The following is a 214-nucleotide window of genomic DNA, read 5'->3' as shown; positions in this document are numbered from 1 at the left end:
TGATCGCCGATCGGTCCAGCTTCGAAATCTGGTCCTTGCCGATACTCAGCTTGCTGCGATCGACATTGCTCCAATCGACGTCGTTCCATTTCAGCTTTCCGTTGAAGTTACGGTCGTTCAGGCAATTGTTGCAGTCGATATCGATATCGCCATCCCAGCGGCCACCCCATACACCCCAGTCATCCCAGTTGACGACGGCTGCCCAGGCAAGGCC

At 55.6% G+C, this 214-nt stretch carries 1 pseudogene; it reads right to left on the bottom strand.

Going from position 1 to position 214, the window contains the following annotated elements:
- Positions 1 to 214, bottom strand: a pseudogene (locus tag AF337_RS13455) (DUF3300 domain-containing protein); the annotation flags it as partial.

The organism is Rhizobium ecuadorense (genome assembly GCF_001187535.1).
GTDB classification, from domain to species: domain Bacteria; phylum Pseudomonadota; class Alphaproteobacteria; order Rhizobiales; family Rhizobiaceae; genus Rhizobium; species Rhizobium ecuadorense.
Note: the sequence above shows the minus strand (reverse complement) of the source record. Positions and strands in the feature narration are given on the sequence as shown.